At 64.7% G+C, this 25249-nt stretch carries 29 protein-coding genes and 1 tRNA gene; 20 read left to right on the forward strand and 10 right to left on the reverse strand.

Translation table 11 applies throughout. The features are described from left to right. Positions 1-2: 2 nt before the first annotated feature. From V1479_RS01060 to V1479_RS01075, 4 genes are all read right to left on the reverse strand, one after another. Complete coding sequence (locus tag V1479_RS01060) at positions 3-221, reverse strand: hypothetical protein (RefSeq protein ID WP_173188819.1); 219 nt, start codon at positions 219-221, stop codon at positions 3-5. 108 nt (positions 222-329) lie between these two features. Then, complete coding sequence (locus V1479_RS01065; RefSeq protein ID WP_173188817.1) at positions 330-539, reverse strand: cold-shock protein; 210 nt, start codon at positions 537-539, stop codon at positions 330-332. A 249-nt stretch (positions 540-788) separates the two neighbouring features. Then, positions 789-2399 (reverse strand): GMC family oxidoreductase, encoded by a 1611-nt coding sequence (locus tag V1479_RS01070; RefSeq protein ID WP_368801292.1) that lies wholly within the window; start codon positions 2397-2399, stop codon positions 789-791. Between the two features lie 204 nt (positions 2400-2603). Continuing rightward, positions 2604-2678, reverse strand: a tRNA-Gly gene (locus V1479_RS01075). 184 nt (positions 2679-2862) lie between these two features. Between V1479_RS01075 and V1479_RS01080 the strand changes: the two genes are divergently transcribed. The 5 genes from V1479_RS01080 (at position 2863) to V1479_RS01100 (ending at position 5995) form a co-directional block, all read left to right on the forward strand. Continuing rightward, positions 2863-3360: a prolyl-tRNA synthetase associated domain-containing protein gene (locus V1479_RS01080; protein ID WP_173188813.1), complete on the forward strand. Its 498-nt coding sequence runs from the start codon at positions 2863-2865 to the stop codon at positions 3358-3360. Between the two features lie 87 nt (positions 3361-3447). Beyond that, positions 3448-4407: a thioredoxin gene (gene trxA / locus V1479_RS01085; RefSeq protein ID WP_368801293.1), complete on the forward strand. Its 960-nt coding sequence runs from the start codon at positions 3448-3450 to the stop codon at positions 4405-4407. Positions 4408-4461: 54 nt separating this feature from the next. After that, positions 4462-5133 carry an LON peptidase substrate-binding domain-containing protein gene (locus tag V1479_RS01090; protein ID WP_368801294.1) on the forward strand — a complete coding sequence of 224 codons (672 nt, stop codon included), beginning with the start codon at positions 4462-4464 and terminating at the stop codon, positions 5131-5133. Then, positions 5130-5369 (forward strand): Trm112 family protein, encoded by a 240-nt coding sequence (locus tag V1479_RS01095; protein ID WP_244648618.1) that lies wholly within the window; start codon positions 5130-5132, stop codon positions 5367-5369. Before V1479_RS01090 ends, V1479_RS01095 begins: the two co-directional genes overlap by 4 nt. Then, complete coding sequence (locus V1479_RS01100; protein WP_173188807.1) at positions 5366-5995, forward strand: TetR/AcrR family transcriptional regulator; 630 nt, start codon at positions 5366-5368, stop codon at positions 5993-5995. Before V1479_RS01095 ends, V1479_RS01100 begins: the two co-directional genes overlap by 4 nt. Before the next feature lie 467 nt (positions 5996-6462). On the opposite strand, the gene V1479_RS01105 is transcribed toward V1479_RS01100, so the two are convergent. Genes V1479_RS01105 through V1479_RS01115 form a run of 3 tightly spaced genes read right to left on the reverse strand, consistent with a single transcriptional unit; the run spans position 6463 to position 12243 of the window. Then, the gene (locus V1479_RS01105) at positions 6463-9843 is read right to left on the reverse strand and encodes an error-prone DNA polymerase (RefSeq protein WP_368801295.1); all 3381 of its coding nucleotides are present in this window, start codon (positions 9841-9843) and stop codon (positions 6463-6465) included. Continuing rightward, positions 9840-11390: a Y-family DNA polymerase gene (locus V1479_RS01110; RefSeq protein ID WP_368801968.1), complete on the reverse strand. Its 1551-nt coding sequence runs from the start codon at positions 11388-11390 to the stop codon at positions 9840-9842. Before V1479_RS01110 ends, V1479_RS01105 begins: the two co-directional genes overlap by 4 nt. Then, positions 11305-12243 (reverse strand): ImuA family protein, encoded by a 939-nt coding sequence (locus V1479_RS01115; protein WP_368801296.1) that lies wholly within the window; start codon positions 12241-12243, stop codon positions 11305-11307. Before V1479_RS01115 ends, V1479_RS01110 begins: the two co-directional genes overlap by 86 nt. Positions 12244-12448: 205 nt before the next feature. Between V1479_RS01115 and V1479_RS01120 the strand changes: the two genes are divergently transcribed. Then, positions 12449-12880 carry a metallopeptidase family protein gene (locus V1479_RS01120; protein WP_173188802.1) on the forward strand — a complete coding sequence of 144 codons (432 nt, stop codon included), beginning with the start codon at positions 12449-12451 and terminating at the stop codon, positions 12878-12880. A gap of 91 nt (positions 12881-12971) precedes the next feature. Further along, on the forward strand, positions 12972-13676 hold the full coding sequence (locus V1479_RS01125) for a VIT1/CCC1 transporter family protein (protein ID WP_173188800.1): 705 nt from the start codon (positions 12972-12974) through the stop codon (positions 13674-13676). Between the two features lie 30 nt (positions 13677-13706). On the opposite strand, the gene V1479_RS01130 is transcribed toward V1479_RS01125, so the two are convergent. Together V1479_RS01130 and V1479_RS01135 are read right to left on the reverse strand one after the other, a co-directional pair. Next, complete coding sequence (locus V1479_RS01130) at positions 13707-13913, reverse strand: DUF1737 domain-containing protein (RefSeq protein WP_173188799.1); 207 nt, start codon at positions 13911-13913, stop codon at positions 13707-13709. Further along, the gene (locus V1479_RS01135) at positions 13910-14800 is read right to left on the reverse strand and encodes an HpcH/HpaI aldolase/citrate lyase family protein (protein WP_368801297.1); all 891 of its coding nucleotides are present in this window, start codon (positions 14798-14800) and stop codon (positions 13910-13912) included. Before V1479_RS01135 ends, V1479_RS01130 begins: the two co-directional genes overlap by 4 nt. A 121-nt stretch (positions 14801-14921) precedes the next feature. Between V1479_RS01135 and V1479_RS01140 the strand changes: the two genes are divergently transcribed. Both V1479_RS01140 and V1479_RS01145 read left to right on the forward strand, forming a co-directional pair. Continuing rightward, complete coding sequence (locus V1479_RS01140) at positions 14922-16091, forward strand: NAD(P)/FAD-dependent oxidoreductase (protein ID WP_368801298.1); 1170 nt, start codon at positions 14922-14924, stop codon at positions 16089-16091. A 236-nt stretch (positions 16092-16327) separates the two neighbouring features. Continuing rightward, positions 16328-16765, forward strand: coding sequence for a glyoxalase superfamily protein (locus V1479_RS01145; protein ID WP_368801299.1), 438 nt, complete (start codon positions 16328-16330; stop codon positions 16763-16765). Positions 16766-17087: 322 nt separating this feature from the next. On the opposite strand, the gene V1479_RS01150 is transcribed toward V1479_RS01145, so the two are convergent. Beyond that, positions 17088-18212, reverse strand: coding sequence for an aminotransferase (locus V1479_RS01150; protein WP_368801300.1), 1125 nt, complete (start codon positions 18210-18212; stop codon positions 17088-17090). Between the two features lie 163 nt (positions 18213-18375). Between V1479_RS01150 and V1479_RS01155 the strand changes: the two genes are divergently transcribed. From V1479_RS01155 to leuB, 11 genes are all read left to right on the forward strand, one after another. Then, positions 18376-18702, forward strand: coding sequence for an ArsR/SmtB family transcription factor (locus V1479_RS01155; RefSeq protein ID WP_173188795.1), 327 nt, complete (start codon positions 18376-18378; stop codon positions 18700-18702). Then, complete coding sequence (locus V1479_RS01160; protein WP_368801301.1) at positions 18699-19109, forward strand: SRPBCC family protein; 411 nt, start codon at positions 18699-18701, stop codon at positions 19107-19109. Before V1479_RS01155 ends, V1479_RS01160 begins: the two co-directional genes overlap by 4 nt. A 25-nt stretch (positions 19110-19134) precedes the next feature. Next, positions 19135-19599 (forward strand): DUF1801 domain-containing protein, encoded by a 465-nt coding sequence (locus V1479_RS01165; RefSeq protein ID WP_368801302.1) that lies wholly within the window; start codon positions 19135-19137, stop codon positions 19597-19599. A 37-nt stretch (positions 19600-19636) separates the two neighbouring features. After that, positions 19637-20050, forward strand: coding sequence for a DUF1801 domain-containing protein (locus V1479_RS01170; protein ID WP_368801303.1), 414 nt, complete (start codon positions 19637-19639; stop codon positions 20048-20050). 11 nt (positions 20051-20061) lie between these two features. Further along, complete coding sequence (locus tag V1479_RS01175; protein WP_368801304.1) at positions 20062-20292, forward strand: hypothetical protein; 231 nt, start codon at positions 20062-20064, stop codon at positions 20290-20292. Between the two features lie 320 nt (positions 20293-20612). Then, the gene (leuD, locus tag V1479_RS01180) at positions 20613-21218 is read left to right on the forward strand and encodes a 3-isopropylmalate dehydratase small subunit (protein ID WP_173188788.1); all 606 of its coding nucleotides are present in this window, start codon (positions 20613-20615) and stop codon (positions 21216-21218) included. A gap of 8 nt (positions 21219-21226) precedes the next feature. Further along, positions 21227-21463, forward strand: a complete 237-nt coding sequence (locus tag V1479_RS01185) for a DUF2798 domain-containing protein (protein WP_368801305.1) — start codon at positions 21227-21229, stop codon at positions 21461-21463. Positions 21464-21534: 71 nt separating this feature from the next. Continuing rightward, positions 21535-22350, forward strand: a complete 816-nt coding sequence (locus tag V1479_RS01190; protein ID WP_368801306.1) for an Ivy family c-type lysozyme inhibitor — start codon at positions 21535-21537, stop codon at positions 22348-22350. A gap of 7 nt (positions 22351-22357) precedes the next feature. After that, positions 22358-22747 carry a RidA family protein gene (locus V1479_RS01195; protein ID WP_368801307.1) on the forward strand — a complete coding sequence of 130 codons (390 nt, stop codon included), beginning with the start codon at positions 22358-22360 and terminating at the stop codon, positions 22745-22747. A gap of 19 nt (positions 22748-22766) precedes the next feature. After that, positions 22767-24068: an NAD(P)H-dependent oxidoreductase gene (locus tag V1479_RS01200; RefSeq protein ID WP_173188780.1), complete on the forward strand. Its 1302-nt coding sequence runs from the start codon at positions 22767-22769 to the stop codon at positions 24066-24068. A 73-nt stretch (positions 24069-24141) separates the two neighbouring features. Further along, positions 24142-25248 carry a 3-isopropylmalate dehydrogenase gene (gene leuB / locus V1479_RS01205; protein ID WP_368801308.1) on the forward strand — a complete coding sequence of 369 codons (1107 nt, stop codon included), beginning with the start codon at positions 24142-24144 and terminating at the stop codon, positions 25246-25248. The last annotated feature ends 1 nt before the right edge of the window (position 25249 follow it).

Genomic DNA, 25249 nt, shown 5'->3' on the forward strand with positions numbered 1-25249 from the left:
GGTCAGCTCTTCTTTTTGCGCGGCTTCTTCGCGGCAGGCGCCTCGGTCACCATGGCTTCTTCCCGCGCCAGCCGTGCTGCCCGCAGCCGCTCGGTCTTGGCCTCGCGGGCCGACAGCTCGTGGTCGATTATCGCACGCGCGGTCTTGGTTGTGACGTCCGCCTTGGTTTCCTGCTTGGAAGGCTTGGGCTGAAAAACGGCATTGATAAAAACGTCATCCATGATTGGGTCTCCTCAAAGTGAAAAAGGCCGGGAATTCCCGACCTTCTCCTGAGCGTCTCGATGGCCAGTGCCAGTACATCCGTGGTCAAAGACCAGAAACGCTATTCCTTATGCAGCCTGAAGATTCTCGGCTGCGCTCTTGCCGTTGCGGTTGTCCTTGACAACCTCGAAGCTGAGCTTCTGGCCTTCGGCGAGCGTGGACATGCCAGCCCGCTCGACTGCCGAAATATGCACGAACACGTCCGGCTGTCCGCCGTCCTGCTCGATGAAGCCAAAGCCCTTGGTGGAGTTGAAGAATTTTACGGTTCCAGTAGCCATATCGATTTTCCTTTTCAAATCGGCACAGATCATCGACGCCTGGCCGGATGCCAAACGTCGCAGTCTTCGAAATTGAGAGGGAAGATCGTCGGCGCGCTGTAGCGCAGAAACAAAGTTCGTCAACAAGATCGATTGACTGGATATAGGGATCGATTGTGTTCACGGCAAGGCCGCCGGCAACTTTAGTTAGCGGGGAGGCAGATCAACTTGGTCGGTGGGCGCAAAGCGGCTGCTCTCGATCGCCGGCGTTCAGGCGACGATCATCTGCGCGGCCTTCTCCGCGATCATGACGGCGGGCGCATGGGTATTGCCGGATACGATCGTCGGCATGATAGAGCAGTCGACGACCCGCAGCCCCTCGACGCCGCGAACGCGCAATTGCGGGTCGACAACGGCCTGCTCGTCGGTCCCCATCCGCGCGGTGCCGACCGGATGGAAGATTGTCGTCGCGATGTCGCCGGCGGCGCGCGCCAGCTCCTCGGGCGACTGGATCGCCGTTCCCGGCTTGAACTCCTCGGGCTTGTACTGCGCCATGCGACGCGTGGCCATGAGGCGACGGGCGGCCGTGATCGAGTCGGCGGCAACCTGGCGGTCCCCGTCGGTGGAAAGATAGTTGGGCGCGATCTCCGGGTGTTGGTCGAATTCGGGCGAGACGATCTTCACGGTGCCGCGCGACTGCGGCCGGAGGTTGCATACGGAGACGGTGATTGCGGGAAAATCGTGGAGCGGCTGGCCGAACGCCTCCAGCGAAAGAGGCTGCACGTGGAACTCGATGTTTGGCGTGTCGAACATCGCGTCCGATTTCATGAAGATGCCGAGCTGGCTCGGCGCCATGGACATCGGCCCCGAACGCCTGAAGGCATATTCCAGCGCGATTCGCGCCTTGCCTGCAAGCGTCGACTGCCGCTCGTTGAGCGTCTGCGCCCCCGCTATCCTGAATGCAGTGCGGATCTGAAGATGATCCTGCAAATTCTCCCCGACAGCCGGCGTGTCACGCACGACTGGAATGCCATGCCCCTGCAGCAGCGACCCCGCGCCGAGCCCGGAAAGCTGGAGCAGTTGGGGCGTGCCGATCGCGCCTGCAGAAAGGATGACTTCGCCCGAAGCATGCACCCGCGCCGGCTTGCCGCCGAGCCTCAGATCGACGCCCTTGGCGCGCAGCCCGTCGAAGACGATGCGCTCGGCCTGCGCATGCGACATCACTGTCAGGTTCCGGCGATGCCGCACCGGGCGGATGAAGGCGCGTACGGCGTTGAAGCGGAGGCCCGCCTTCTGGTTCACCTCGAAATAGGACGAGCCGAAATTGTCGCCGTCATTGAAGTCGTCTACTTGCGGCACGCCCAGCTCCTCGGCAGCCTCCCGTACGGCGTCGAGTATCGGCCACGAAAGCCGCTGGCGCTCGACCCTGAGCTCACCGTCCTGTCCGTGAAACGGCGCGCCCGACGCGTGGTGGTTCTCCGATTTGCGAAACAAGTGCAGCACGTCGTCCCAGCCCCAGCCGGGATTGCCGAGCTGGCGCCAGTGGTCGTAGTCGGCCGCCTGGCCGCGCATGTAGATCATGCCGTTGATCGACGAGCATCCGCCCATCACCTTGCCGCGCGGATAGGCAAGCGAACGCCCGTTCAGTCCCGGCTCCTTGACCGTCGAATAGCCCCAGTCGGTGCGCGGGTTGCCCATGCAGTAGAGATAGCCGACGGGAATATGGATCCAGTGGTAATTGTCGGAACCGCCAGCCTCCAACAGCAGCACGCGCTTGCCGGGATCCGCGCTCAGCCGGTTCGCAAGTACGCACCCGGACGAACCCGCCCCCACGATCACGTAGTCGAAAACACCAAGATCCAGCCGGTTCGAAACGGTCATCCTCACCCACACCTTCGCCAAACGACGGCAACGGCCTCCGCCGGCTCGCAGTAAAGCCGGAAACACGCGGCGATCCAATCTCGATTGTCGCAATAGGTGACCGGCGCATACCGCGGCCGGAGCGAATGGACCGGCCCTGAGCTTTCATCTGCCCGGAAAACACGAAAGCCGCGGCGAACCGCGGCTTTTCGATGTTAGATGATTTGGAGCGGGTGAAGCGATTCGAACGCTCGACCCCAACCTTGGCAAGGTTGTGCTCTACCCCTGAGCTACACCCGCTCACGCGGCTCTCGCCGCAAGCCGCGCTTATATGACCGAACTCGCTTGCGATTGCAACAGGGAAAGGTGCGAATTTCTGCGGCGTCCTTTCGTGCGGCCGAAACGCACGGAAAACCACGGGCTGGACGGCTCCCCGCCCCCTCGGTTAAGCAGGAAAGCTACGTTTTACAGGCCTATACCGACCATGCCCAAGACCCCTGACGAACTGCTCGCCTTTCTCTCCGAACTCGGCATCGCCGTGAAGACGGCAACCCACCCGCCTCTGTTCACCGTAGCCGATTCCCAGGCCCTGCGCGGTGAGATACCGGGTGGCCACACGAAGAACCTGTTCCTCAGGGACAAGAAGGAGCGGTATTTTCTGCTCACGGTCGAGGAGGATGCTGAAGTCGATCTGAAAACCATCCACCAGGTCATCGGTGGATCGGGCCGCGTATCCTTCGGAAAGCCGGAGAAGCTGCTCGACTATCTCGGTGTGACCCCCGGTGCCGTGACGGCTTTCGGCATCGTCAACGATACGGAAAACCAAGTGACGATCGTGCTCGACGAAACACTGATGCGCCATGACACGATCAACGCGCATCCCCTCACTAACGAAGCCACGACCTCGATCGGGCGCGACGATCTGCTGCGGTTCATAAAGGCCACCGGACACGAACCACTCGTCTTGAAACTGTCGGCCTAGACGCCACATTTCAGGTCATCGCCCCTCGACCCGCGGCAAGCTTGGGTTTACAGCGTTGACGGAAAGGCGGCAAAGCAAGGATTTTCGATGAGCGTTCAGGATAATCCCTTCGGTGGCGGCTACGCCGTGCAGTACGGCAATGGCGGCGCGGAAAACGTCGACAGTCAGGGCGCGGCCGGTTTCGAAGTTAAGGACACCACGACGGCGCAGTTCACGGCCGATGTGATCCAGGAGTCGCGCCAGCAGCCCGTGCTCGTCGATTTCTGGGCACCTTGGTGCGGCCCCTGCAAGCAGCTTGCGCCTGCGCTCGAAAAAGCGGTGCGCGAGTCTGGCGGCCGCGTCAAACTCGTCAAGATGAACATCGACGAACACCCGTCGATCGCCGGACAGCTCGGCATCCAGTCGATCCCCGCCGTGATCGCGTTCCGCGACGGCCAGCCGGTCGACGGCTTCATGGGCGCGATTCCCGAAAGCAAGATTCACGAGTTCATCGACAAGGTCGCCGGCGCCGATGCCGGCCAGGCGACCGCAGACGCGCTGGCTGCCGCGGCCGAGCTGCGCGCGGAAGGCGACGCTCAGGGCGCAACCCAGATTTATGCGGCAATCCTCCAGCAGGAACCCGAGAACCTCGACGCCATTGGTGGCCTCGCTGAAATGCTGTTCGACAGTGGCGACGCCGATATGGCCCGCGAGGTTCTCGCCCGCGCACCGGAAGCTGCGGCCGACGCCCCGGAGCTTGCAGGCGTGCGGGCAAAGCTGGCGCTCGCCGAGCAGGTGGCCGCACTTGGCGACGCCGCGGCGCTGGAACAGCGCCTGGCGGCCGACCCGAAGGATCATCAGGCGCGCTTCGACCTTGCGCTGATTCATAACGCGCATGATCGACGCGAAGAGGCGGCCGACGCGCTGCTGGCGATCATGAAGGCGGATCGCGGCTGGAACGACGACGGCGCCCGTCTGCAATTGCTGAAGTTCTTCGAGGCGTGGGGCATGGCGGACGAAGCGACGCTTGCGGCGCGGCGCAAGCTTTCATCGCTGCTGTTTTCCTGAGCGGCGACCGGCCGCGCCGCATGTGCGGGGCGGCAAGGCAGGGAGAATCGTAAAGTGCAGGCCGGAAACGCGCGATACCGAACGGCAAGGGATCTTCCCGAAACGGTCCCCGTGTTCCCGCTCGAAGCCGCGCTGCTGCTGCCCGGCGGCCGCATGCCGCTCAACATCTTCGAGCCGCGCTATCTTGAGATGATCGATCACGCGTTGTCGCACCAGCGCCTGATCGGCATGGTTCAGCCTCGGCTCGACGGAGCGGTGCGCGGCGACGGCGAACCCGAACTGTGCGAAGTCGGATGCCTCGGTCGCCTGACGTCCTTTGCCGAGACCGGCGACGGGCGTTATCTGATTTCGCTTCAGGGCGTATGCCGCTTCCGCGTCGTTTCCGAGGTGGGCACAAAGACGCCGTTCAGGCAATGCCGGATCAAGTCCTTTATCGCCGATCTCGACATGGAGGCCGGCGCGGCGGAGATCGACAGGCCGGCCCTGCTCAAGGCGTTTCGCGCCTATCTGAAGGCGAACGATCTTGATGCCGACTGGGAAAGTGTCAGCCGCGCGGAAAACGCGATGCTGGTCAATGCGCTGTCGATGATGGCGCCCTACGGCGCGGCCGAAAAGCAGGCCTTGCTGGAGGCGCCCGACCTGAAGACGCGCGCCGAAACACTGATCGCCATCACCGAGATCGCGCTTGCGCGCGACGACGAGGATTTCGGATCGAGCCTGCAATGAGCGGAACCGGGGACCAGCGCAAGCCGATGGGCAGGGATATGGCGACCCGCACGGTCGACCCCAAGCTGCTCGAGATGCTCGCCTGCCCGCTAACCAAGGCGCCGCTGCGATGGAATGCGGAGAAGGGTGAGCTGATCTCGCCGGGAGCAAGGCTCGCCTATCCGGTGCGCGACGGCGTGCCGATCATGTTGCCATCGGAGGCGCGTCAGCTCGGCAACGACGAAACTGGCCGGTGAGCAGGCGGGGCGTCGTGGCCGCTGGGTCGGCTGGAAATGCCAGGCATGAACGGGCGCGCCGGCGCAAGGGCGACGCCAACCGCGAGGCGATCGCGGCGGCGGCGGCAAGCCTCTTCTGGCGCGAGGGATATGCGGCCAGCACTATTGCCGGCATCGCGACCGCGGCCGATGTCCCGCCCGGCAATCTCTTCTATTACTTCCGCAGCAAGGCAGACATCGCCCATGCCGTCGCCGACGTGTTCTGCGCGGAGACCGAGGCAATGCTTCAGGCGACCGCCGAGGATGAGACCGAGCCGCGCCGTCGGTTGGGCGCACTGGTGGCGCGGCTTTCACGAAGCGCACCGAGTCGTGTCGCCCATGGCTGTCCGATCGCGCTGTGCGTGCGCGACTTTCGCGGCGATGCGCCCGTGGCCTCGGACCGCGCGGCCGAATCCTTCACCATGCTGATCGGCTTCATGGCGCGCGAGCTTGGCCGCACCGGCCAGCGCCCATCTCTGGCATTGGCGCAGGCGCGCGCGGCCCTTGTCGAATGGCAGGGCGGCATCATGCTCGCCCATGCGCTGAAGGACGCGACGGTGCTCTCGGAAAGCTTCCGCCGCATGGAGCGCCTGCTTGGCGCCCAGTGACGGCTCAGGCCAACCAACGGTATCTGTATGCCCCACGCAGGATGCCGGTAACCCGGCGGCTGGCCTATGCCACTGCATTCAAAGCGGGCTCGCGCATGTTTCGCCGACCTCTATCGCTTCACGGCCATCTCTCTCCTTCGGGAAGCGGGAGAGACAGAGAGAAATTGCCGACCGTACCGCTTGACACCCTTCCTATCCCTCAGGGCGGAGGGTGGCTTGCGAAGCAAGACGGAGCAGGGGCTTTTCGCACGACGCTGACCTGAGTTCAGCGCCATGTTGCTGCGTCCGGCCATTCTCATCGGCACATGATGCAGCCGCTTGCGAACGAGGTCCGGCCAATCCCCGCCTCGGGCATGTAGGTCGGTTGGGTGCGCGGCGCGATGCAGCGAACCAGCCGCATGAGGATACAGACAGCTCGACTGATCGGTTGTTGGTGGCTGGCATTCTCCTGACCATCGATACCCGGTTCAGTGAAAGTTGCGCCCCTTGGGCATCAGCTTCTTCACATTGGCGGCGGGCTCGCCGCCAATGTGCCCGGCCGGCTCTCGCAGGGCTTCTCGATCGACCCCCCGCCTGTTCGGGCGGACCCGGCTGTCGTGGTCGATAGCCCGCTTGATCTCGTCCGGCGGCGAACGGAAATCGACGGTCTGGGCCGCTTCCGAAAGCGCCTCCAGCCGATGGCTCAGATCCTCGATCCGCTCGGCGACGATATGGATGACGCCCGACTCCGATTGCAGCTTCCCCGTCACCCGCACCAGCCGCCCGCCGAGGATGACCGGGCGATAGCGATCGAACACGCGCGGCCAGATGATGACGTTGGCGATCGAATTCTCGTCTTCCAGCGTCAGGAAGATCGCGTTGCCCTTGCCGGGGCGTTGGCGCACCAGCACCAGCCCCGCGACCGAGATTCGGCGCCCACCGCGAATATCGGGCAGCATCGCATTGGGCGTGACCCCGTCCCGCTCCAGCCCTTCGCGCAGAAACGAGACCGGATGCGCCTTAAGCGAAAGCCGAAGCAGGCGGTAGTCGTGGATGACATGCTCGCCGAGCGGCATGGCGGGAAGTGTCGTCTGGGGTTCGTTGTCAGGCAGGCGGACCTCCGGACGGTCGAACAAAGGTAGCCGCTCGGCGGCACTCCTGCCGTCAAGCGCGCGTACCGCCCACAGCGCCGCGCGCCGGTCGAGGCCGATGGAGCGGAACGCGTCGGCCTCCGCCAGCTTTCTGATCGCGTCGACATGGAGGCGCGATCGCAGCCACACGTCGCGCACGGATTCGTAGCCGGCGCCGCGCTGTTGCACGAATGTCGTCATCTCCGCCTCGGACAGGCCCTTGATCTGCCGGAAACCCAGCCGCACCGCATGGCGTGTCAGGATAACACCGCGCATCTCCCTGTGCCGGTGTGCGACCTTCGCGGCATCGAATGGCGCTTCCTCAAGCGTACAGTCCCAGGCGGAATGGTTGATGTCGACCGGCCTGACTTCCACGCCGTGGTCGGCCGCGTCGCGGACGAGCTGCGCCGGCGCGTAGAAACCCATCGGCTGCGAATTGAGGATCGCCGCGCAAAAGACGTCCGGATAGAAAGTCTTGAACCAGCAGGACGCATAGACCAGCAGCGCGAACGAAGCTGCATGGCTTTCCGGAAAGCCGTAATCGCCGAACCCCTCGATCTGCTTGAAGACACGCTGCGCGAATTCCTCGGGATAGCCTTTCGCCGTCATCCCCGAGATCATCCGCTTCTTATAATCCTTTATGGTTCCAAGGCGCTTGAAGGTTGCCATCGCTCGGCGCAGCTCATCGGCCTCGCTTGGCGAGAAGCCGCCGGCTACGATGGCGATTTTCATCGCCTGTTCCTGGAACAACGGGACACCGAGCGTCTTCCCCAGGATCGTCTCAAGCTCGGGCATCACATAGTCGGGCTTTTCCTTCCCCTCGCGACGCCGAAGATAGGGATGAACCATATCACCCTGTATCGGACCAGGCCGCACGATCGCCACCTCTATGACGAGGTCGTAGAATTCGCGGGGCTTCAGCCGCGGCAGCATCGACATCTGCGCGCGGCTCTCGATCTGGAACACGCCGAGCGTATCAGCCCGACAGATCATGTCGTAGACCCGCTCGTCTTCCTTTTTTATGCTGTCGAGCGTCAGATTTAGCCCATAGTGCTCGTCCAGCAGGACGAAGGCGCGCTTCAGGCATGTCAGCATGCCTAACGCCAGCACATCGACCTTGAGCATTTTCACCGCATCCAGGTCGTCCTTGTCCCATTCGACCATCTTGCGCTCGTCCATCGCCGTCTTGACGATTGGCACCATCTCGTCGAGCCGGTCCCTGGTGATGACGAACCCGCCGACATGCTGCGAGAGGTGGCGAGGAAAACCCATGATTTCGTTGGCGCGCTGCATGACTCGCACCGCAATGGGATCGCTTTCGGCAAGGCCTCCGGCCTTGGCTTCCTTCACGCCAACCTCGGACGAGGACCACCCCCAGATCGACCCGGAAAGGGCCGACTGGACGTCGTCCGAAAGCCCCATCGCCTTGGCCACCTCGCGCATCGCCGATCGTCCACGATAGGTGACGACCGAAGCCGCCAGCGCCGTATGTTTTTCACTATATTTCTCATAGATGTAGGCCATGACCTCGTCGCGTCGCTCGTGCTCGAAATCGACGTCGATATCCGGCGGCTCGCCGCGCTTTTCGGAGATGAACCGCTCGAAAAGGCAGTCGATGATGTCTGGGCCGACTTCAGTGATTCCGATGCAGTAGCAAACCACGGAGTTGGCAGCCGAACCCCGCCCCTGACAAAGGATGCCTCTCGACCGGGCAAACTTCACGATGTCGTGGACAGTGAGAAAGTAGCGCGCGTAGTTGAGCGTCGCGATGATGTCGAGTTCCTTGCGGATGAATTCCTTCACCCTTTCCGGCACGCACTCCGGGTAACGGTGCGTCGCGCCTTCCCATGCCAAGCGCTCCAGTTCCTGCTGCGGCGCCAGCCCAGATTCCGTCGGCTCGTCCGGGTAGTTGTATTCCAGCTCGCTCAGCGAGAATTTCAATGTTTCCGCAAACCGGATCGTTTCGGCAAGGGCACCGGGATACCGCTTGAATAGTCGCGCCATTTCCTCCGGCGGTTTCAGATGGCGCTCGCCATTGGCCTGCAGTGCGTAGCCTGTCCTGGCGACGGGCGTGTTGAGGCGGATCGCGGTAAGCACGTCCTGCAATGGCCGTCGTTCGGCGGCATGAAAAAGCACGTCGTTGATCGCCATCAGCCGCAGACCGGCTTCCGATGCCATCGCCGCCGCCTGCTCGATGCGAAAGCGGTCATTGCCGTCGTACAGGGGTGCAACGGCGAGCCACACCGCATGCCGGCCGAAATGCTCCCGCAACTGCCTCAGAAGATCGCGCTCCTTTGTTACCTCCGCCGAAAGTGCCGGGATCACGGCCAGCGACATGTGCCCGCCCCATTCCAGCAAATCGGCGAGATAGACCTTCGGGTCGCCTTTCGGGCTCTCGTCGCGAAAATTCGCCTGGGTGAGCAGGCGGCACAGGTTCCCCCAGCCCTTTCGGTCGCGCGGATAGGCAAGCACATCGGGCGTGCCGTCGGCAAAGACGAGGCGGCAGCCGGGATGGTAGGGCAGGGTAAACACAGGCCCTTTCTCTTCCAGAAGGATCTGCTTCGACTGGCTCCAGGCGCGCACCACGCCCGCAACCGTGTTGCGATCGGCAAGTCCCATGGCCGCGTGACCGAGCATGTAAGCGGCAAGCACCAGTTCCTCCGGCCTCGACGCCGCGCGCAGGAACGAAAAGTTCGATTGCGTGGCGAACTCGACATAGGAGACAGGCGCAGCGCTCATGCGAAGACCCCTTGCATGAACCAGCGCGGCGGCGTTTCGCCCTTGTCGTAGAAGCCTTCGCGATAAAGCCAGTAGCGCCGACCGCGATCATCCTCGACCCGGTAATAGTCCCGCGTTTCGCCCGCCTCCTTTTCCTGCCACCATTCCGGGGCGATGCGTTCGGGGCCTTCCGCCCCCGCAACGCGATAGGACGCGCGCCGCCAGCGGAAGCGGGCCGGCGGCCCCTCGGGAATTTCGGCCATCACCTCGACCGGTTCAGGATGCGGGAAAAGCCTGACCGGCCGCTCTCTGGAAAGGAAATACGCTTCCCCTTTCGAGGGGGCGCCTTCCGCAAAGCCCGCAAATGGAACAAACGCAACGGCGCGTTCGGGGATGTAACTTTCGACCATGACGGGCCGCAGGATCGAACGGTCGCCCAGCCGGGCGCGGACACGATCGGCAAAAAGCGCCAGCCCCGCATCATCCGCCTTGCTTTCGCCGGCCAGGTCGACCTGTTCCGCCGCGAAAGGTGCGGCTTCCAGTGCCGAAAGCCGCACCATTTCGAACCCGTAATCGGCATCGACGCCGCCAAGGGCCTTGAGCTTTTCGCGGAACAGCTTGAGGATCAGCGCCGGCTCGCGCAGCGGCCGCGACGCGCCGACGGTCAGGCGGTGCACGGCGCCATCCACCCGGAAAAGGGCGAGCTGCAGCAGGCGCGCACCTTCGTCACGCCGCTCCAGATCGGCTTTCAGCGTCGCCGACAGGAGAAGCAGCAGCCGTTCGATATCCTCCTCAAGCACCACGGGCTCTGCGAGGCGGCGCTCCACCGAAAGCGGCGCGATGGGCAGGCGCGGCGACACCGCCTCCTCCAGCCGGCCGAGCGCCTGATCGAGCCGCATGACCGGCAGCTTGCCGAAACGGCGCACGAGCGGCGCGCGCGGCGTGTCCATCAGCGCGCCGACGGTGCGCAGGCCCAGGCTTTCGAGCCCCTTGCATGCGGGAGGCTCAAGCCGCAGCGCCGCCGGCGGCAGGCCGGCGAGCGCCGGTGCCTCCGCGCCCGGCTCGATCGGCACGGGCCGCAGGAAACGGGCGGCCGCCCATGCCATGCCCGGCGTGGAAGCAAGCCCCGCGCGGGCACGAAAGCCCTGGCTGTAAAGCCGCTCCAGCACCTCGTCGAGCATCGCCTGTTCTCCGCCGAAGAGGTGGACGCAACCGGTGATGTCAAGGAAGAGACCGTCCTCTCCGCATAGCGCGACCAGCGGCGTATAGCGGTCGCACCAGTCGGCAAGGCTTTCCAGAAGCCTGCGATCGGCCTCCGGCTCCGCCTCGATCACCTCCAGCCCGGGATGCATGGCGCGCGCGTCGGCCACCCCCATGCCCGGGCGCAGCCCGAGGGCGGCGGCCGCCTCGTCGAGGGCTGCGATGCGTTGCGTGTTGTTCTCGCGGCGGCTGACGGCGAGCGGCTGGCGGGCGTTTGTGCCCTCACGCCGCGCCTCTGAACGCCAGGCCCGCCCCAGCCGTGCCCTGAGGATGCGCTCCGTCGGCAGCAGGGGAAACCACAGCGCCATGATCCTGCGCCCCGCCTGGGTTGGATCGTCTTTCGTTAAAGGCGCGCTCATCGTCGTTCCATTCCAGTGTGAAGGTTGCAGGCATGCCCAGGCGGCTTCGGGAAACCGCGACGGTGAAGGCAGGCGGACCGATCGATCCGGCAAGCGCACCCGAAAGGGCATGCCGCTTCGCCGCGGGCGCGGCCGAGACGACGAGCCGCACCGGTGCTGCCGTCGGCGCCGCCTCGCCGGCATGACGCAGGAGATAGAGCGGACGGCCCGCGGCCTGGGTGCGCCGGTGCAGGCGGCGCGTGGCGGTCAGGTCGAGCTTCGGCGCGCGGCCACGCATTTCGAGCAGCACCGCCGAAAGCGCGCCAAGCGCAGCGGCCTCCTCCGCCACCCACAGCGCATCCTCCAGCCGGCGGCCCTGCGCGACCAGCAGGGCCTCGGGCGGCAAGCCGAACCGGTGCAGGATACCGGGCGCATAAGGTCCTCCCGCCTCCGAAAACGTCTCGCCCGCAGTCACCCACAGAAGCGGCGCCTTCACCGTGGCCTGCCTGCGCGCCAGCGCGACCATCGCCAGCGCGAAACCGGCCACGGCGCCTGCATCGCGCGTTTCCCTGCCATGGATCTCCACCAGCGCCGCATGCGGCAGCCCACCGCCCAGCGCGGCGTCGAGCCCGGATGCGCCTGTCGGCAGAAGACCTGCCATGCCGTCGGCCGCGCCCTGCCGGCGCAGCACGATGCCCGCCTCGGCATTGGCCGAGCCGGACGCGCCTGCCGGTTCCAGCCGCTCCGCCAGCCTGCCCTCGATCCTCGCAATTTCCCGGCGCAAGGCAGAAACAGCCTCTCGCGCCACGGCGGATGTCGCCATGATGCTGCTCTTTCGCGCTAAATGTTCCTATTATGTTCTAATGGATTCCAGAGCCGCACCGAAGAGTCAAGCGGAGTCTCGAAGAATTTATTCCTCTGCTCTCGCGGCCAATCCGGCATCGTGCGCGTCTAGCGCGGTAACGCTTGCGGAATCAGGGGTCGAAAGCCGCGCTGCAAAGGTCTATATGGCGGCCAAAGGACACTGCATGGCCCGCATCTATCAGACCCGCGACTGGACCGACCAGCTTTCGCCCTCGCTTCAGGAGTTCGAGCTTCTGGCGCTGGAAACCTATGCCCATCTGCCCGGCGAGTTCCGCAAGCTCACCGGCGAGATCGTCATCCAGATCGCCGAATTTCCGACCGACGAGATCATGGACGACCTCGCGCTGGAGACGCCGTTCGACCTGCTCGGACTGTTCGAGGGCCGCGGCATCGCCGAGCGCTGGAACCCTTCCACCGGAGAGGGTCCGAACCGCGTCACCCTCTATCGCCGCGCCATCCTGGATTACTGGGCCGAAAACGAGGAGACGCTGGGCGACATCGTCGCCCATGTGCTGATCCACGAGATCGGTCACCATTTCGGCCTGTCCGACGACGACATGGCGCAGATCGAGGAAAACGCCGAGACCCGGCCCTAGCTAAACCCCACAATTCCGGCGTTTCGGTAGTTGCTTGCAGACCTGTGACGCTATTCCCAGGGCGAGCCCCACAATCGATGAGGCGAAAACCGTGACCGTCCCCTCAGCGCATCCGGATGATCCGCACTACATCACCCGCAGTGGATGGCTTCGTGCCGCCGTTCTGGGTGCCAATGACGGCATTGTCTCGGTCTCCTCGCTCATCGTCGGCGTGGCGGCAGCCGGCCCCGACCCCAAAACCGTCATCATCGCGGGAATTGCCGGGCTGACGGCCGGCGCCATGTCGATGGCTGCGGGCGAATATGTTTCGGTCTCCTCGCAGTCGGATACCGAAAAAGCGGATATTGCCCGTGAAAAGGTCGCTCTACGCGACGACCCGGAAACCGAACTGGTCGAGCTGGCCGCCATCTACCGCGAGCGTGGCCTGAGCGAGGCGACGGCCATGCAGGTCGCCCGCGAGCTCACCGAACGCGACGCACTCGGCGCCCATGTCCGTGACGAGCTTGGCCTTTCGGAGCACCTCGCCGCCAATCCCCTTCAGGCAGCCTTCACCTCGGCTGTCACCTTCAGCGTAGCAGCCGCCATCCCGCTGGCCGCGGCATGGTTCGCGCCGGATGGGGCCGTCATCCCGGTCGTGCTGATTGTCACCGTGGCGACACTCGCCATTCTCGGCGCGCTCGGCGCCAAGGCCGGGGCGGCACCGGTCCTCAGGGCCAGCGCACGGGTCGTTGTCTGGGGCGTGTTCGCCATGGCGGTCACTGCGGGCATAGGCCGACTGTTCGGGGTCAGCGTCTGATCGGCTTAGCGCCTATTGAAGCCCGGCGCGCTACTGCTCGCCCAGCTTCATGTCCGGGTGGTAGTCCTTGCCCTCGACTTCCTTGAAAACCGCCTGCCCGCAACGCATGGTCTTGGTTTCGGCATCGAACGCATAGGTGGGCGAGCCGTAGATGTGCCAGCCCTTGTTCAGCGCCGCCGTCACCTTGTGGCAGAAGCTCGAATCGTCCGGTCCGGTCAGGAATCGGTAGAGTTTCATCGCGTCTGGTCCTTTCCCAAATCCGCTTTCGCCAACAGCCGCTCGGCTTGGTCGAGATGCAGCCGCTCGACCATCTTCCCATCCAGCGAGATGACGCCGCTGGCCGCGTTCTCCGGCAGCGCGAAGGCCGCGCGGATCGCCAGCGCTTCCGCGACGGCTTCGGCAGAGGGCGAAAATGCCGTGTTGGCGGGGCCGATCTGCGCCGGGTGTATCAGTGTCTTGCCGTCGAAGCCCATGTCGCGGCCTTCGCCGCATTCGGCCCCGAAGGCGTCGAGATCGGAAAAATCGTTTCTGACCCCGTCCAGCGCGTCGAGCCCGCCGGCGCGCGCAGCCAGCACGATCTGCATCAGCCACGGCACCAGATAGCGCCGGTCGGGGGTGGCGAGAACGCCGGTTTCCTTGACGAGATCGTTGGTGCCGGCCACTAGGCAGGCCAGCCGCGCCCCGCGATCGCGCCCCAACGCGGCGATCGCGCCAATGTTGAGCATCGCCCGTGGCGTCTCGATCATCGCCCAAAGCCACAGCGAGGCGCGCGCTTCCGTTTCGTCCAGCACGTCGTTCGCCTCCAGCACGTCGCGCGCCGTCTCCACCTTGGGCAGCAGGATCGCATCCGGGCGAGCCTCGCGCGCGGCCAGCAGATCGGCGTTACCCCATTCGCTCGACAGCGCATTGACGCGCACGACGATTTCCGGCCCGCCCTCGCCTCGCGCGGCAACGAAGTCGCGCATGCGCTCGCGCGCCACTACCTTCTGCGCCGGTGCTACCGCATCCTCGAGGTCGACGACGACACAGTCGCAGGCAAGGCTAGGCACCTTCGCCAGCGCCTTTTCGTTGGCGGCAGGAACATAGAGCACTGAGCGGCGCGGGCGTGTCGGTCTGATCTGCATGGCGTCCTTTCTGGCGCAACGGATTTCCCCGCGCAAGCGCAAGCGCGCGGCAATGCCCCACTTGCAGCCCGGCGACGAAACTGTTTCTGTCCGCGCCGCATCGACAGAGGAAGAGCCGGGCATGGCCAGTACCGACATCGTCATCATCGGCGGCGCGATCGTCGGCGCCTCCATCGCCTGGTCCCTGCGCGAGGAGGGCTTTGCGGGTTCCATCGCGCTGATCGAGCGCGACCCGCAATTCACCTGCTCCGCCACCACCCTGTCGGCCGCCTCGATCCGCCAGCAATTCTCGATCGCCGAAAACATCCGCCTGTCGCGGTTCACCCTCGGCCTCTTCCGTGAGCTGAAAAAGCACTTCGGCGACGACGCCGACATCGGCTTTCGCGAGAAAGGCTACCTGATCCTCGCCGGCCCCGAAGGCGGCTCGATCCTCGAAGCCAACCACGCCGTGCAACTGGCCGAAGGCGCCGACATCGTGCTGGAGGACGCCGAGACGCTGCAGAAGCGTTTCGCATGGCTGTCTGGCGAAGGTCTTTCCGCAGGTGCCTATGGCCGCTCGGGCGAAGGCTGGTTCGACGCCCATGCGCTGCTGATGCTGTTCCGCAAGGCGCTCAGGCATCGCAATGTGGAGATGATCACGGGCGAGGTCAGTTCCATCCGGCGCGAGGGCGACCGTGTCACCGGCGTCACCCTTGCCGACGGCGAAAGCCTCGACGCAGGCCTCGTCATCAATGCGGCTGGCCCCAATGCCGGCCGCGTCGCCGCCTTTGCCGGCCTTGTCCTGCCGGTCGAGCCGCGCAAGCGATCGGTCTTCGTCTTCGAGGCGCGCGAGCGCTTCGAGGACATGCCGCTGCTGGTCGATCCATCCGGCGTCTGGGTGAGACCGGAAGGCTCGGTCTACATCACCGGCGGTGCCGAGAACGAGGACGGCGAAGGCCCGGCCGATCCGGCGGATTTCGATCCGGACTGGTCGCTGTTCGAGGAGGTGGTCTGGCCGACGCTCGCCGCCCGCATTCCTGCCTTCGAGGCGATCAGGCCCGGCCGCGCCTGGGCCGGCCACTATGAATACAACACGCTCGATCAGAACGCCGTGATCGGCCCGCACCCGGAAGTTCAGAACTTCGTGTTCGCCAACGGCTTTTCCGGCCACGGCCTGCAGCAGGCTCCAGCCGTGGGCAAGGCGCTGGCCGAGTTGATCGTCCACGGCGCCTACCGCACGGTCGATTGCAGTCCCTTTACCTGGCAGCGCATCGCCGATGGCCGCCCCTTCCGCGAACTCAACGTGATCTAGAGCGCGTTCCCGGCCGCCATTGACGCAGCGTTCGGCAATCCCTATGTGAGCGGCCGGGTTGGGAAGCCCCTGCCGCCCGCAGGCTGACGCCATGGTGAAGCTTCCCGGAGCATCGGACCGAAAAGTGGAATCCGCTGCTCACGAGACGATCTCGTTTCCCTGTCATCCGACGGCCGAAACGGCAATGCGGGCTCCCGTGAACAGCATGCCGTCCACTCAAGGATAGGAGAAACGCGATGACCGATACGTCATCCGACTACAAGGCCCATGCAAAACGTCTGCGCGACGCACTCGCCGCGGACGGCATCGCCGTCTCGCACGGCAAGGCGCTGGAACTCGTTGCCCGCCAGAACGGCGCGCGCGACTGGAACACGCTCGCAGCCAAGGAAAACGGCCCCGAAACGACCACCCAGACGACGCCTTTCAACGTCGGCGACCGCGTCGAAGGCACTTTCAACGACAGTCCCGCCCAGGGCCGCATCATCGGTCTTGCCGAGACCATCAAGCCGTCGCTGTGGCGCGTGACGGTGCATTTCGACCCGCCGGTCAACGCATCGACCTCGCGGCACTTCGCGGCCGAACGCCGCCGTGTCGAGATGGTCGTGGGCGCCGATGGCCGCTCGCGCCGGCTCACCGGCACCGAGACCGGTGTGATGGCGCTTCACCGCGCCTGAAGCGGGTGAGGCGGGATGGGTTGAGGCTCGTCCGCAAGGGTAGACGTCATCCCGGAAGCCGGAGCGAAGCGGAGGCTATCCGGGACCCATTGATCGGACCATCGTCGCATGCGGCCCGGTCCTCATCGTGGCGCATGTCAGCACTTTAGCGTGCAACAACAACCCGGCCGCGCCGCTCAATGGGTCCCGGCTCTTCCTCGCTAGCTCGGTCGGCCGGGATGACGCCGGTCTCGTTTCATCCCGGTCTGAACAGCTTCATGTTCTGGCAGAAACACCTTCTCCCCGGGAATGGGGGAGAAGGTGCCACCCTTCGACCACCGTCCTATTGTCCCACCCGCTTCAGAAACCCCGACACCGCCGCAAGCCCCTCACGCAGGACCCGCGCATTGTTCGCATAGCCGATGCGCAGCGTGCCTTCCGCGCCGAGCGCCGCCCCCGGCGTGAACAGCACGCCGGTCTCTTCCAGCAGCCTTGTGCAGAACGCCTCCGAATCCATCTCGTGCGCATAGCGCAGCAGCGCCGTTGTGCCTGAACGCGGCTTCACCCACGACATCGACGGCTCGTCGGCGACCCATGCGTCGAGCATGGCAAGGTTTTCGCGTACGATGGCGCGGTTGCGCGCCAGCACCGCGTCGCGGCTCTCCAGCGCGCTGGACGCCAGCAGGTCGTCGATCATGCCGACACTGATCGTGTTGTAGTCGCGGTGGATCGAAACGGCCTCCAGCAGGTCGCGCCGCGCCGCGATCCACCCCAGCCTCAGCCCGGCAAGCGAAAACGCCTTCGACATCGAACCGGTAGAAATGCCCTTGTCGTAGAGATCGGCGACCGAGATCGTGCTGCCTTCGCCCTGCTGATCGAGCCCGCGATAGACCTCGTCGGCCAGCACCCAGGCGCCACAGCCTTCCGCGATGCGCACCACCTCCTCCAGCGCCACCCGGTCCATCAGCGCACCGGTCGGGTTGTTGGGATTGGCGAACACGATCAGCTTCGCCCTGTCGCCCGCCAGCCGCCGCAGCGCGTCGAGGTCGGGCGCGTAGCCGTCTTCCGCCCGCAATGGCAGCGTCAGCACTTCCGCGCCCAGGCTTTCGGGGATCGAGACGTGCTGCTGATAGGTCGGCACGATGGAGACGACGCGGTCGCCCGGCTCCACCAGCGCCGCATAAACCAGCGCATTGGCGCCGATCGCGCCATGGGCGACCAGCACCTCATCCGCGCTTAGGTTTTCATAAAGCCCGGCGATCGCGTCGCGCAACCGCGCCGAGCCCTCGATCGCGCCATAGGTCAGCTTCATCGGCAGGAGATCGTCGAGCACCGAATTCGGCTTGCCGGCCAGCGACAGCAGCTCGGCCACGGTCAACGATTCCACGCATGTCTCGGCGAGATTATAGCGGCAGTGATTCTCGTGCCGGTTCATCCATATCTCGACCCCGAACGCCTCGATCCTCATCGCCACCTCCATTCGCTACGACCATTTCTAGCCGTCCGAACAAGGCCTTTCCAGCGTCGGTTGAATCTCCTGCGAAACATGAGGTTCGCACTCATCTCCCGACCTTGACTTATTCATATCCCTCCGGTTATGGGTCAGAACCATAGCCACAAGGTTATGAATAGTGACCGAACAGCCGCATGAAATTCTCTTCCGGACGCTGGCCGACCCGAGCCGACGGGCCATCTTCGAGCGGCTCTGTCGCGAGGGAGAACAGACAGTCGGCGCGCTCACCGCGCGCGCCGGGATCTCGCAGCCGGCCGTATCCAAGCATCTCGGCGTGCTCAAGCGGGCCGGCCTCGTGCGCGATCGTCATCAGGGCCGGCAGACCCACTACAGCGCCCATCTCGGCGCACTCGCCCCGCTGATCGACTGGACCCACCGCATGTCCCAGTTCTGGCATCACCGGTTCGACGATCTCGAAGACCTGCTCGAAAGAATGGATCAATGAACGACACGTCGTCCGAAACCCTGTCCGTCGTCGTCGAGCGCGACATCGCCCACCCGCCGGAGAAGATCTGGCGCGCGCTCACCCAACCGCACCTCCTTGAGGAGTGGCTCATGAAGAACCAGTTCAAGCCGGTCGTCGACCACCGCTTCAACCTCAGCGCCGACTGGGGCACGGTCGACTGTCAGGTGCAGTCGGTCGAGGTGAACCGCACACTCTCCTACACCTGGGACACCAAGGATCTGAGAAGCGTCGTCGTCTGGACGCTGACGCCCACCAGCCGCGGCACCCTCTTGCGCATGGAGCAGTCCGGCTTCCGTCAGGACCAGCAGCCCTATTACCGCGGCGCGACCGTTGGCTGGCCGCGTTTCCTCGACGGGCTTGAACAGGTGCTGGCGCGGATGGATTGAAGGCCCCCGCAAAGGAGCAAACACAATGGCAAACCCATCGACAGGCAAGGACCGCAAGCCGCTGCCGAAGGCGAAGCCCGGCGAGGTCGTGCTTCTGTCCGGCGGCAATCCGCAGATCGCCAAGGGTTACGGCGACGCCCCGGTGCAGGCCTATATCGCGGCCATGCCGGACTGGAAGAGCGATGTCGGCCGCCGCATAGACTCGCTCGTCGTGCAAGCGGTTCCAAACGTGCGCAAGGCCGTCAAATGGAACTCGCCCTTCTATGGCGCTGGCGGCGAGAACCAGGGCTGGTTCCTCGGTTTCCACTGCATGACGAAATACATCAAGGTCGCCTTCTTCAAGGGCGCTTCGCTCGACCCTCTCCCGCCGGTCGGCTCGAAGCAGAAGGATGTGCGCTACCTCCACATCCACGAGGACGGCCGGTTCGATGAAGTCCTGTTCGTCGACTGGGTGAAGCAGGCAAGCCGGCTGCCCGGCGAGAAGATGTAGCCCCGCGCCCGGCAACCGGAAGAAAAGGTGACGAAGAATGAATGACATGAACGAGGAAGCGAACCCTTCCCGGCTGATCGACGCCCGGATCGAACAGATGACCGACTGGCGCGGCACAATGCTTGGCCGTCTCCGGGACATCATCAGGCAGGCCGACCCCGACATCATCGAGACGGTGAAGTGGCGCAAGCCCTCGAACCCGCTCGGCGTCCCGACCTGGGAGCGCGACGGCATCATCTGCACCGGCGAGACCTACAAGGACAAGGTGAAGCTCACCTTCGCCCACGGCGCGGCGATCGATGATCCGTCGAGCCTCTTCAACTCCAGCCTCGACGGCAATGTCCGCCGCGCCATCGATTTCAGCGAAGGCCAGGCCGTCGATGCCGACGCACTCAAGACGCTCGTCCGCGCCGCGGTGTCGCTGAACGTATCGAAGAAGAAAAAGCGCTAGGGACGATTTTCATGAACTGGAACAAATGGATCCGCCAGACCCACCGCTGGGTCTCGGTTGTCTTCGTCGCCATCGTTGTGGCCCTGTTCGCCGCGCTCGGTCTCGGGCAGGAGCCCGCCGAGTGGCTCTACCTGATGCCGTTGCTGCCGCTCGCCTTTCTCGCGGTTACCGGCGTCTACATGTTCGTGCTGCCATACACGGCAGGCTGGCGCTCCGAACGCCACATAGCCGGCACGGAGTAAGGCCGACCGGGCACGATGACGCCACGGGGATGCGAGCTCGGGTTGACGCAGCGCCAATCACCCCCACTCCGTCTTGCTTCGCAAGCCACCTCTCCCCCTAATTAGGGGTAGAGGAAGGCTTCCAGGCGGTTCGTCTAGCGCTTCCTCTACCCCGTCGAACGGGGGAGAGGTGGCCGCGAAGCGGTCGGAGTGGGGGTCGACCGCGCGTCCGTTAACCTGGATTCTGCGCCGTGATCGCGGCATCACCCGCTTTGAATTTTCGGGCTTTGTGTGTAAAGCGGGCGGGAAGAAAATCCGAAGGCCGAAAGACAGGCAGAACCATGGACAAGTTCACCAAGCTGACAGGCGTCGCCGCTCCCCTTCCGATCGTCAATGTCGACACCGACATGATCATCCCGAAGGATTACCTCAAGACCATCGAGCGCACCGGGCTCAGCAAGGGCCTCTTCGCCGAGATGCGCTTCAACGAGGACGGCTCGGAGAACCCCGATTTCGTACTCAACAAGCCGGCCTACCGGAACGCACAGATTCTCGTCACCGGCGACAATTTCGGCTGCGGCTCCTCGCGCGAGCACGCGCCATGGGCGCTGCTCGACTTCGGCATCCGCTGCGTGATCTCCACCTCGTTCGCCGACATCTTCTACAACAACTGCTTCAAGAACGGCATCCTGCCGATCACCGTCAGCCAGGAAGACCTAGACAAGCTGATGGATGACGCCAGCCGCGGCGCCAACGCCACGCTGACCGTCGACCTCGAGGCAAAGGAAATCCGCGGTCCCGACGGCGGCGTGGTCACCTTCGACCTTGACGACTTCAAGCGTCACTGTCTGCTCAACGGCCTCGATGACATCGGACTGACCATGGAAAAGGCCGGCTCCATCGACGTCTTCGAAAAGCGCAACACCGAAAGCCGCCCCTGGGCTTGAGCTGACGAATGCAGCCGTTCATTCCCAGGCGCTTCGAGCACAACGTGTTCGGGCTTCTCCTGTCTGGCCTGATGTCGTTTCTAGTCTCGGGCCTGTCCACGGTGATTGCGCGCGGCGTCGACGCCAGCCTGCCGTCCGTCTGGCTCGCGGCATGGCTGCCGTCATGGGCGCTCGCCTTTCCGGCCGTTTTGGTGGTGGCGCCCTTCGTGCGTCGCATCCTGCGCCACATCGTGCGGGAAAGCTGACCCACACGATCCCTGTTTCGCGACCGGCTTGGGCCGGATAAGGTGCCCCTTGCAACAGCATGGGAGCCGTCATGTCCTTCGCGTTCAAGACCCTTCTTTCCGCATCCCTGATCGCGCTCGCCGCGTCGCCGGTTGCCGCGCAGGACGATGCGCCCGAAACCGTTCCCTTCGCCGGCGGCGAATTCACGATCACGGAAAACGACGACTACGAGAAGGTGCTGGCCTTCGACGGCCGCGAGCTTGCGCGTGACTATTTCGTCATGCTCGACAAGATCGCCGATGTTCGCGGCACCCCCGTCGCCTTCTTCAGCGTCGGTCCGGGAGGCAACGCCTGCGCTCCGGCAACCGTGATGGTCTGGAAGCCGCGGGATGCGGAGGTGACCACCGCCAAACTCGATGACGAGTGCAACACGCCGGGCGCCGCGGTCTCCGACTACGACGTCTTTTTCGTTCCTTATCTTCTGCCGGGCGACACGGCCGATGTTCGTGCGTGGAATCCCGACGACGGCTTCCGGCTGCAAGGCGTCATCGCCTACGCGCCGGAACCGGGCACCGATTGGGATAGTCTCGACTTGGCCGCCGCCCCGCATCCGCTTGACCTGTTCCGCAACGCGTCCATCTACGCCACGGCGCAATCGCTGCTCGGCGATGCGCTGAGCGAGGTGGCGAGGGGCCTCGGCACCTCCAGTGCGCCGGCGGAGGCGGACGGCCTGCTGAGCGCGCGGGGTTGCGTGCCGCATGCCTGTGGCGTCTCCGATACCTTCATGATCGTGGACCGCGACGCAAAAGCGGTCTATTTCGCCCAGCAGGGCGAGGCGACACGCTTCTGGCCGGCGCGGGACCAGTGGCCGCAGGCCGCCGCTTCCCTAATCCCCTCCGATTTCTGAGCAGCCGATGACACGCCGCCTCATTTCAACCGGCTCGCCCTTCGAGAAGACCGCCGGCTACTCGCGCGCCGTGGTTGACGGCGACTGGTGTTTCGTTGCCGGCACCACCGGCTACGACTACGCCTCCATGACCATGCCCGAAACCGTCGAGGCGCAGACGCGCAACTGCATGGCGACGATCACAGCGGCACTTCAGGAGGGCGGCTTCACCCTCGCCGACGTCGTTCGCGCCCGCTACTACGTCACCGACCGCGCCTTCGTGCAGAAGGTGTTTCCGATCCTCGGCGAGCATCTCGGCGACATCCGCCCGGCCGCGACCATGGTCGTCTGCGAGCTCAACGAGCCGGAGATGAAGATCGAGATCGAGGTGACGGCGCTTCGGCGCGACCGCGGATGAACCGAACGGGGAGGAGAGGATGAACCTTCATGCGTTGCTGCAGGCACGCGCGGACGCAAATGCGCCTGTGCGGGCAGGGCTGATAGGAGCCGGAAAGTTCGGCTCGATGTTCCTGTCGCAAGTGCCGAGCACGCCGGGGCTTCAGGTGACGGTTATTGCCGACCTGTCGCCCGAGCGCGCAAGGCAAAGCTGCCGGGCTGTTGGCTGGAGCGAGGAGCGCATCGCTGCGACCAGTTTCGTTGAGGATGGTGCCGAGCTGTGCGCTTCCGACGCTGTCGATGTCGTCATCGATTCAACAGGTTCGCCGGGCGCCGGCGTGGTTCACGCGCTTGCCGCGATCGAAAACGGCAAGCACATCGTCATGGTCAATGTCGAGGCGGACGTTCTGGCCGGGCCGGCGCTTGCCGCCCGCGCCCGCAAGGCCGGCACCGTTTATTCGATGGCCTATGGCGACCAGCCCGCTCTTGTGTCCGAGATGGTTGATTGGGGGCGTGCCGCGGGCTTTACGGTTCAAGCCGCCGGGAAGGGCACGAAGTACCTGCCTGCCTACCACCAGGTCACGCCCGACGAGGTGTGGACCCACTACGGTCTCACACCGGATGCCGCGAAGGCGGCCGGCATGAACAGCCAGATGTTCAATTCCTTTCTCGACGGCACCAAGTCGGCCATCGAAATGGCGGCCATCGCCAACGCCTGCGGCCTCGCCGTTCCGGAAGCCGGGCTTTCGTTTCCGCCCTGCGGCGTCGACGACCTTGCTCATCTGCTACGGCCGCGCGCCGTAGGCGGGCAACTCGAAGGCGAAGGCATGGTCGAGGTGATCTCGTCGCTCGAGCGCGACGGGCGGCCTGTCTTCCGCGATCTGCGCTGGGGCGTCTATGTGGTGCTGGAAGCGCCGAACGATTATGCCGCCGCATGCTTCAGGCAATACGGCCTGCCTGTCGATTCCACCGGCCGCTATGCGGCCATGTACAAGCCGTTCCACCTCATCGGGCTGGAGCTCGGCATTTCCGTCCTTTCCGCCGCCCTGCGCGGTGAGCCGACCGGCCACAGCCGCTTCTTCCGTGGTGACGCCGTGGCCGTTGCCAAGCGCGACCTTGCCGTGGGTGACATGCTCGATGGTGAAGGCGGCTACACTGTCTGGGGCAGGCTTATGCCGGCGCGAGCCTCTGTGGCCACGAAGGCGCTGCCGATAGGCCTTGCCCACGGCGTCCGGATCACATGTCCGGTAAAGACCGGCGAGGTCGTTACGCTGAACGATGTCGAGCCGCTTGCCGACACGCCCGCCCTCCAGCTTCGCCGCGAAACCGAGGCGATGGCCTGACATCTGAGCTTGCGCGCCCGCTGCCATGCCGCTAGCAAGACGCCGGCTGAACATTCTTTCGAAAGGTCTTCCCATGACATCGCGCAAACTCCTCCTCCTTCCCGGCGACGGCATCGGCCCCGAGGCGATGGCGGAGGTCAGGAAACTGATCGCGGTGATGAACGCCGACATGAATGCCGGCTTCGAGACCGAGGAAGGCCTCGTCGGCGGCTGCGCCTATGACACGCACGGCGCTTCGATCTCCGATGCCGACATGGACAAGGCGATGGCTGCCGATGCCGTGCTGTTCGGCGCCGTCGGCGGGCCGAAATGGGATGGCGTGCCCTACGAAGTGCGCCCCGAAGCTGGCCTTCTGCGCCTGCGCAAGGAGATGGAGCTCTTCGCCAATCTGCGCCCGGCGATCTGCTACCCCGCTCTTGCCTCCTCCTCGTCGCTCAAGCCCGACGTGGTCGAGGGTCTCGACATCCTCATCCTGCGTGAGCTGACCGGCGGCGTCTATTTCGGCGAGCCCAAGGAGATCATCGACCTCGGCAATGGCCAGAAGCGCGGTATCGATACGCAGGTCTACGACACGTTCGAGATCGAGCGCATCTCGGGCGTGGCCTTCGAGCTGGCGCGGACCCGCCGCAACAAGGTCTGCTCGATGGAAAAGCGCAACGTCATGAAGTCCGGCGTGTTGTGGAATGAGGTCGTCACGGCCACCCACAAGGCGAAATATTCCGACGTCGAACTCACACACATGCTGGCCGATGCCGGCGGCATGCAGCTCGTGCGCTGGCCCAAGCAGTTCGACGTGATCGTCACCGACAATCTGTTCGGCGACATGCTCTCCGACGTAGCCGCCATGCTGACGGGTTCGCTGGGCATGCTGCCGTCGGCCTCGCTCGGCGCGCCGGATGCCAAAACCGGCTCGCGCAAGGCGCTCTACGAGCCCGTGCACGGCTCCGCACCCGACATCGCCGGCCAAGGCATCGCCAACCCGATCGCCATGATCGCGTCGTTCGCCATGTGCCTGCGCTATTCCTTCAACATGGTCGCCGAGGCCGACCGCCTCGAAGCGGCCATTTCCAGCGTCCTCGACGACGGCCTGCGCACGAAGGACATCATGTCCGACGGCATGACCGAGGTCGGTACCGTTGCCATGGGCGACGCGATCGTTGAGAAGTTCCGGGCGGCCTGAT

This window comes from Neoaquamicrobium sediminum (assembly GCF_040970315.1).
In the GTDB taxonomy this organism is placed as follows: domain Bacteria; phylum Pseudomonadota; class Alphaproteobacteria; order Rhizobiales; family Rhizobiaceae; genus Aerobium; species Aerobium sediminum.